The 6,503-nt window shown below is 75.4% G+C and carries 5 protein-coding genes; 1 reads left to right on the top strand and 4 read right to left on the bottom strand.

Annotated features, from left to right (window positions below; translation table 11 throughout):
- Window positions 1-213: 213 nt before the first annotated feature.
- From ACWEVO_RS26450 to ACWEVO_RS26435, 4 genes are all read right to left on the bottom strand, one after another.
- Window positions 214-1,134, bottom strand: coding sequence for an ROK family protein (locus ACWEVO_RS26450; RefSeq protein WP_452310210.1), 921 nt, complete (start codon window positions 1,132-1,134; stop codon window positions 214-216).
- Window positions 1,131-2,588: a lyase family protein gene (locus ACWEVO_RS26445; RefSeq protein ID WP_452310209.1), complete on the bottom strand. Its 1,458-nt coding sequence runs from the start codon at window positions 2,586-2,588 to the stop codon at window positions 1,131-1,133. The genes ACWEVO_RS26450 and ACWEVO_RS26445 overlap by 4 nt, the downstream gene beginning before the upstream one ends.
- Before the next feature lie 66 nt (window positions 2,589-2,654).
- Window positions 2,655-3,608, bottom strand: coding sequence for an amidohydrolase family protein (locus tag ACWEVO_RS26440; protein WP_452310208.1), 954 nt, complete (start codon window positions 3,606-3,608; stop codon window positions 2,655-2,657).
- Window positions 3,605-3,883 carry a hypothetical protein gene (locus ACWEVO_RS26435; protein WP_452310207.1) on the bottom strand — a complete coding sequence of 93 codons (279 nt, stop codon included), beginning with the start codon at window positions 3,881-3,883 and terminating at the stop codon, window positions 3,605-3,607. Before ACWEVO_RS26435 ends, ACWEVO_RS26440 begins: the two co-directional genes overlap by 4 nt.
- A 36-nt stretch (window positions 3,884-3,919) precedes the next feature.
- On the opposite strand from ACWEVO_RS26435, the gene ACWEVO_RS26430 reads away from it, so the two are divergent.
- On the top strand, window positions 3,920-6,503 hold a 2,584-nt coding region (locus ACWEVO_RS26430), incomplete at its 3' end, for a DUF6603 domain-containing protein (RefSeq protein WP_452310206.1).

Here is a 6,503-nt window from a genome sequence, read left to right as displayed (position 1 = left end):
CCACCGTGGGCGCGGTGAAGGCGGCGTCGTTGGCGCGCTGCCGGGCCGGGTCCCAGAACGGCGCGTACGGGCCCCTCCGGCCGGCCGACCGTCCGGGGTGCGAACGCCCACCCCTCCACCAAGATCTACCAGCGTCCCTGGGCCGCCGCCCGGGCACGGGGCGCAGGAGGACGCGGATGCCCGGCCCGCCCGTGGCGGGCCGGACGGACCAGGTCAGCGGGGCGACGGCACCGCCTCGCGGGCCAGGGTGAGCGCGCCGAGCAGCGCGGCGTCATCGGCGAACCGGGAGAGCACCACATCGGGCCGGTGCGGCAGCACCTCGGTGAGCCGGTCGACCAGCAGCCCGCGGATCAGCGCGCTGCGGGTCACCCCGCCGACCAGCACGACCCGCTGCGGATCCAGCAGCAGACAGCAGGTGACCAGGTGCCGGGCCACCTCGTCGACCCGGGTGGCCAGCGCGTCGCGCGCCGGCCCGGGCCGCTCCGCCGCGGCGGCGAGCCCGGCGGCCCCGCCCGGCACGCCCAGGTCCTCGGCGAGCCGGTCCAGGGCCCGGCCGGAGAAGTCCAGCTCCAGCATGGTCCCCGGCCATGGGCCGCCGGCCACGGCGTAGCCGATCTCGCCGGCCGCGCCGCGGTGCCCGGACAGGACCCCGCCCCCGATCGTGACGGCCGCCGCCACGCCGGTGCCGATCCCCACGACGAGCCCGGGGTCCGCGTCGCGCAGCGCGCCCAGCCGCAGCTCGGCCAGGGCGGCGGCGTTCAGGTCGTTGTCCACCGCCACCCGGGTCACGTCGAGTGTCTCCCGGACCGCGTCGGCCAGCCGCAGCCGCTCCCAGCCGGGCACGTTGGGGGCCAGGTCGATGCCGTCCGGGCGGACCACGCCGGGCGAGGCGACCCCGGCGGCGACCAGCCGGCCGCCGACGCCGGCGACCAGTTCCGCGGCGAGGTCCAGCGCCCGTTCCAGCGCCTGCGGCGCGCCCCGGTCGGCGTACGTCGGGACCCGCTGCTGGGCCAGCAGCCGCCCTTGCGCGTCGGCCACCCCGACGGCCATCTTGGTGCCGCCGAAGTCGATGCCGAGCAGCAGGCCGTCGGCACGGGTGCCGGCGACCGGAGGCCCCGAGAGTCGCACGCTCACCGGGCCACCAGCTCGGCGGCGACCGCGTCCAGCGCTCCGTCGGCCCGGTGGAGGCGATCACGCACCGCCGCCAGTCGGTCGGCGACCCCGTCGAACGCGACCCGCAACGTGCCCACCTGGGCGCGCACCGCGGCGGCGCCGGGGCCGTCCGCCTGAGCCCGGTTCAGGACTAGGTCGGGACGGACGGCGGCGGCGATCAGGTCCCCGACCGCGGTGTCGTCGAGCGGACCGGTGAGACCGTCGGCGGCGGCGCGGACACCCTCGGCTGTCCAGGTGTCCGGCGCGCCGGCCCGGACCAGTCGGCCGACCACCGAGTGGGCGGCCCGGAACGGGACGCCGTGCCGGGTCAGCGCGTCGGCCGCTGCGGTCGTGGTGGCACCGGAGGCGACGATCTCCTCCCGGCTGGGCGGGGACAGCGGCGCGATCTCGGCGAGGAAGCCGCCGACCAGCGCGAAGAAGCGCGCTGCCCGGTCGTTGCTCTCCCAGAGCCGCACCTGGACGTCGGTGGTGGCGTTGTTGGAGTCCTCCCACCAGGCGGCACCCACGTTGTTGAGGACCGAGGCGGCGTCCGCCGCGGCCGCGCCGGCGTACGAGACGAGATGCTCCAGCACCACCGGGTTGCGCTTCTGCGGCATGATGCTGCTGCCCTGGGTGAAGTCGGCCGGGGTGGTGACCCAGTTCCAGCTCAGCCAGTCCATCAGGGTGCGGGCCAGCCGGGCCCCGGTGGCCAGGGCCTGCGCGTTGAGCGTGCCGACCCGGACCAGGTGGTCAGCCCCGGCGACGGCCTCGTAGGAGTTGGTCACCAGGCCGGCGAAGCCGAGCAGCTCCGCCACCCGGGCCGGGGAGATCTCCAGGTCGGTGCCGGCGAACGCGCAGGAGCCCAGCGGCGAGACGTTGAGCTGGTCGATCACGTCGGCATAGGCGGCCGCTTCGCCGGCGAGCGCCTCGGCGTACCCGGCCAGGGCGTGTCCGATGGTGGTGGGCTGAGCCGGCCGGCGGTGGGTGTAGCCGGTGATGACCACGTCCGCGTACCGGTCAGCCTGGTCGAGCGCGTTCCGCCCGGTCGCGAGCACCCGGTCCAGCACGCCGAGCAGCTGGTCGCGCAGCAGCATCCGGAACACCCCGGCGTCCAGATCATTGCGGCTACGTGCCATCTGCACGTCCAGCTCGGACGTCGGGATGCCGCACGCCGCGGCGAGCCGCTTCTCCAGCAGATAGTAGGTGTCCTCGAAGCTGCCGTCGTACCCCGGCGCCGGAGTGGTGTCGGCGCGCAGCTCGGCCAGCCCGCGCAGCAGCCGGGCGCCCCGCTCGGCGGGGATCAGCCCCTGCTCGGTCAGCATCACGACGTGCGCCTGGCTGGCGCGCACCATGGCCGGGTAGAGGTGGCCGACGTGGTGGTCGTACGTGGGAGCCAGGTGGTGCCGCTGGTAGGTGGTCAGCGCAGGTGTGCTCATGGCGGTTCCTCGGGTTCCTTCCAGTCCGCGGGTGGGCGATCGGCCCGGCCCGCGGGGTTCGGCCGGTCAGTCGGTCAGGCCGAGCAGTCGTTCGGCGTTGCCGGCGAAGATCGCGCGGAGGTGGTCGTCGGGCAGGCCCAGCTCGCGGCAGACCCGGAGCTGGTCGTCGAGGTAGCGGGTGACGTAGCCGCGCGGGAACCAGGACGAGTCGCTGCCGAACACGATCCGGTGCGGCCCGATCGTCTCGTAGCAGCGGCGGAAGAGGTCCTCCAGCGTCAGCTTGTACGGCATCCAGCGCACCCACTGGTTCGAGCCGGACGTGTCGACGTGGATGTTGGGGCAGCCCCAGGCGGCGAAGAACAGCTCCTGCACGTGCTGCACGCCGAAGTGCGGCACCACCACGGCGAGCTCCGGGAAGCGGCGCGCCATCCGGGCCAGCTCGTCGGGACCGCCGTACCGGCCGAAGCTGAGGCCGCCGGCGCTGCCGTAGTGCCCGATGTGGATCAGGACGGGCACGCCGAGGCGCTGGGCCGTGCCCCAGAGCGGGTCCAGGTCCTCGTGGTCCAGCGGGCCGCGCAGCAGCGGGGCGAACAGCTTCAGCCCGCGCAGGCCGCGCTCGGTCACGGCGCGGTCCAGTTCGCCCGCGGCGTCCGGGCCGTACGGGTCGTGGTGGGCGAAGCCGAGCAGCAGATCCGGGTGGCGGTCCACCACGTCGGCGAGGGTGTCGTTGCCGCCGCCGGTGACGAAGACGGCCCGGCGGATGCCCTCGGTGCGCAGCTCCTGGGCCCAGCGGTCCGCCTCGTCCTGCCACCGCTCGGCGGGTGGCTCCGGGTCGGGGAAGCCCCACGCCTGGCGCCACTGCAGGGCGTAGGGGGCCGAGCCGGCGGCGCGGACCGCCCGCTCGTGCTCGCCGCCCGGGTGCATGCCGGCGGCCTGCTCGCAGGCGTGGATCGTCTCGTCCACGCCGATCCGGAAGTGCAGGTGGAAGTCGACGACGTCCAGGCCTCGCTCGATGGTCATGCTTCTCCCCGGGTCGTCAGCGGGTCGGCGGTGGGCGGGGACGGCGCTGGGGCGGCCACCCAGGCGGCCACGATCTCCCGCAGCCGCTCCGCGGCGAGCCCGCGTACCCGCCGGCCGGCCTCCTCGCTGGCCAGCGAGACATGCCCCGACCAACCCTGCCAGGGGTCGGGGCGGGACTCGACCAGCACGTACGGATGGCTCACCGGCAGCTTGGGCCGCGGCGGCAGGTCGGCGGCGGCGTCGAGGCGTACCGCGCCGGGGTCGAAGCCGAGCACGCCGGAGGTCTGGTCGACGCCCCGGACGGCATCCGGATGGCGCCCACCCTGCCCACTCCGGTCGGGCTGCTACGCGGGGCGCTGGACGCGGTCGCCGGGGTGGCCGTGCCGGTGCCCGGTGGGCTGGCGCTGTCCGTGGTCAGCGACGGCGCCCGCTACGGTGTCGTGCTCAGCGGGGAGCTGGCCCTGCCCGCCGGGGACACCGCCGTGCACCTGCGCTTCGGGCTGCCCGCCGCGCAGGACTTCGGTTGGGGCGCGGCCGGCCGGGGCGTCGGACTGCTGCTGCTGGACCTGGCGAACCCGGCCGCGCCGCAGCTGCGCCCCGTGCTGCGCCTCGGTGGGCTGGGTCTGCGGGTGGCGGCCGCCGCGTCGGGCAAGGCGCTGGTCGAGACCGGCGGCTTCCGCCTCGGGGCGGCCAGCGCGCACGTACGGGTGGACCTGCCGTTGACCGGCGCCGGGGCGCTGGGCCGCCCGACGGTGGTCGACGGCGCGGTGACCGTCGAGGGTCTCGGGTTCCCGATGGCCCCCGGCGGGGGCGGGTCGAACCCGGTCGCCGCGTCGCTGCTGCAGACCGGTGGTGGCGGCGACGGCGCCCCGGCGAACCCGCCGATCGACGTGCTGGTCGCCCGCGGCGGCGGCCGGTGGGTGGTGCTGTTCGGCGGGAAGACCGAGGCCCGCTTCGAGATCAACCGCAGTTACGGGCCGCTGCACATCGCCGAGCTGGCGCTGCTGTACAAGGCGGCCACCAGCGGGCCGGGCAAGGTCGGGGTGGCCATGGACGGCGGGGTGGCCCTGGCCGGGCTCACCCTCGACGTGGACGACCTGTCGCTGCTGGTGCCGCTGCGCAACCCCACCGACCTGAGCGCGTGGGAGGTGGAACTGACCGGGCTGTCGCTGTCGTTCACCTCCCCGGGGGTGTCGGTCGCGGGTGGGCTGGTCAAGGTCACCGGCGCCAGCGGCGTGCAGTACGACGGCATGCTCTCGGTGGACCTGGCCGGTCGCGGCCTGACCGCGGTCGGCTCGTACGCCCGGCCCCGTGACGACCTCGGCGACTACACGTCGTTGTTCGTGTTCCTCTCCGTCGGGTTCCCGCTCGGCGGCCCGCCGTACCTGTACGTGCTCGGTCTGGGCGGCGGCGCGGGCTACAACCGGAAGCTGCTGGTGCCGCGCGACCCGCAGGGTGTGCCGGCGTTCCCCCTGGTCAAGGCGATCGACGACGGCGGGTTCGGCGGCGCGGGCGGCCCGATGGGGGCGCTGGCCCGGATGTCCAAGGACATCCCGCCGGCCCGGGGCGCGTTCTGGCTGGCCGCCGGGGTCCGGTTCACCACCTTCCAGCTGCTGCACACCACCGCGCTGGCCTACGTCTCCGCCGACCGGGGCCTGGAGGTCGGGCTGCTCGGCCTGATGCGGATGGCGCTGCCGGACTCGCAGGCCGCGGTGCTCAGTGTCGAGCTGGCCCTCGCCGCCCGGTACAGCACGGTGGACAAGGTGCTGTCGGTACGGGCCGCGTTGACCCGCAACTCGTGGCTGCTGAGCCGCGACTGTCAGCTCACCGGCGGGTTCGCCTTCGTGGTCTGGTTCGACCGGCCGGAGGTGCTGCTGTCCATCGGCGGCTACCACCCCCGGTTCGCCAAGCCGGCCCACTACCCGGACGTGCCGCGGGTGGGCTTCCACTGGTCGGTCGGCGGTGGCGTGGTGGTCAAGGGGGAGTCGTACTTCACCCTGACCCCATCCGCGGTCATGCTCGGCGGCCGGCTGGAGGCCTCCTACGACCGCTCGCCGATCCGGGTCTGGTTCACCGCCGCCCTGGACGCGATCGTGCGCTGGGATCCGTTGGCCTACTCGGTGGACGTCAGCGTCAGCGTCGGCGCCCGGTTCACCATGAAGGTCTGCTTCTTCGCCTGCGCCCGGATCAACGTCAGCGTGTCGCTCGGCGCGTACGTGCACCTGGAGGGGCCGCCGCTGCGCGGCAGCGTCACCGTCGACCTGGCCATCGCCTCGGTCACGGTGCGGTTCGGCCGGGCGGAGGCGCAGAACTACCTCGACTGGTCCCAGTTCGCCACCAAGTACCTCGGCGGCGGCGACGCGGCCCGGCCGGCGACGGCCGCCACGGTGACCGCCGGCACCCTGCCGCCGGCCATCGGCAGCCGCCCGGACGGCTCGCTGGAGCGCCCGTGGTCGGTGGCGCCGGAGTTCGCGGTGCGGGTCGAGTCGCTGATGCCGCTGGCCGCCTGGCGGCTGGCCGGCGGCGTGGACGACGGCACCGGCGGGCGGACCGTGGAGGTCGTGCCCTCCGGCAACAAGGTGGGCTTCGTCCGCGCCACCATGGTCGTCACGGTCGAGCAGCGCAGTGGCACCGGCTGGGTGCCGGTGCCGGCGGTGCAGCTGCAGAGCCTGCGCCGCGCCACCGCCACCGCCGGCTTCCCGGCCGCCCTGTGGGACGGCACCCTGGCCGGCCCCAACACCAGCGGCGCCAAACCGACGATGATCCGCTCGCTGTCCGCGGTGAACCTGGCCGCCCCGGTCACCGCCGCCGAGGCCACCGGCGCGCTGCCGGACGTGGCGCTGGCCACCATGATCGAGGAGGAGACGCCGCGGCACCTGCCGCTGTCGGTGCCCG

The sequence above is a fragment of the Micromonospora sp. NPDC003776 genome, from assembly GCF_053605645.1.
The sequence above is the reverse complement of the archived record's forward strand: the minus strand, read 5'-3'. Positions and strand labels throughout refer to the sequence as shown.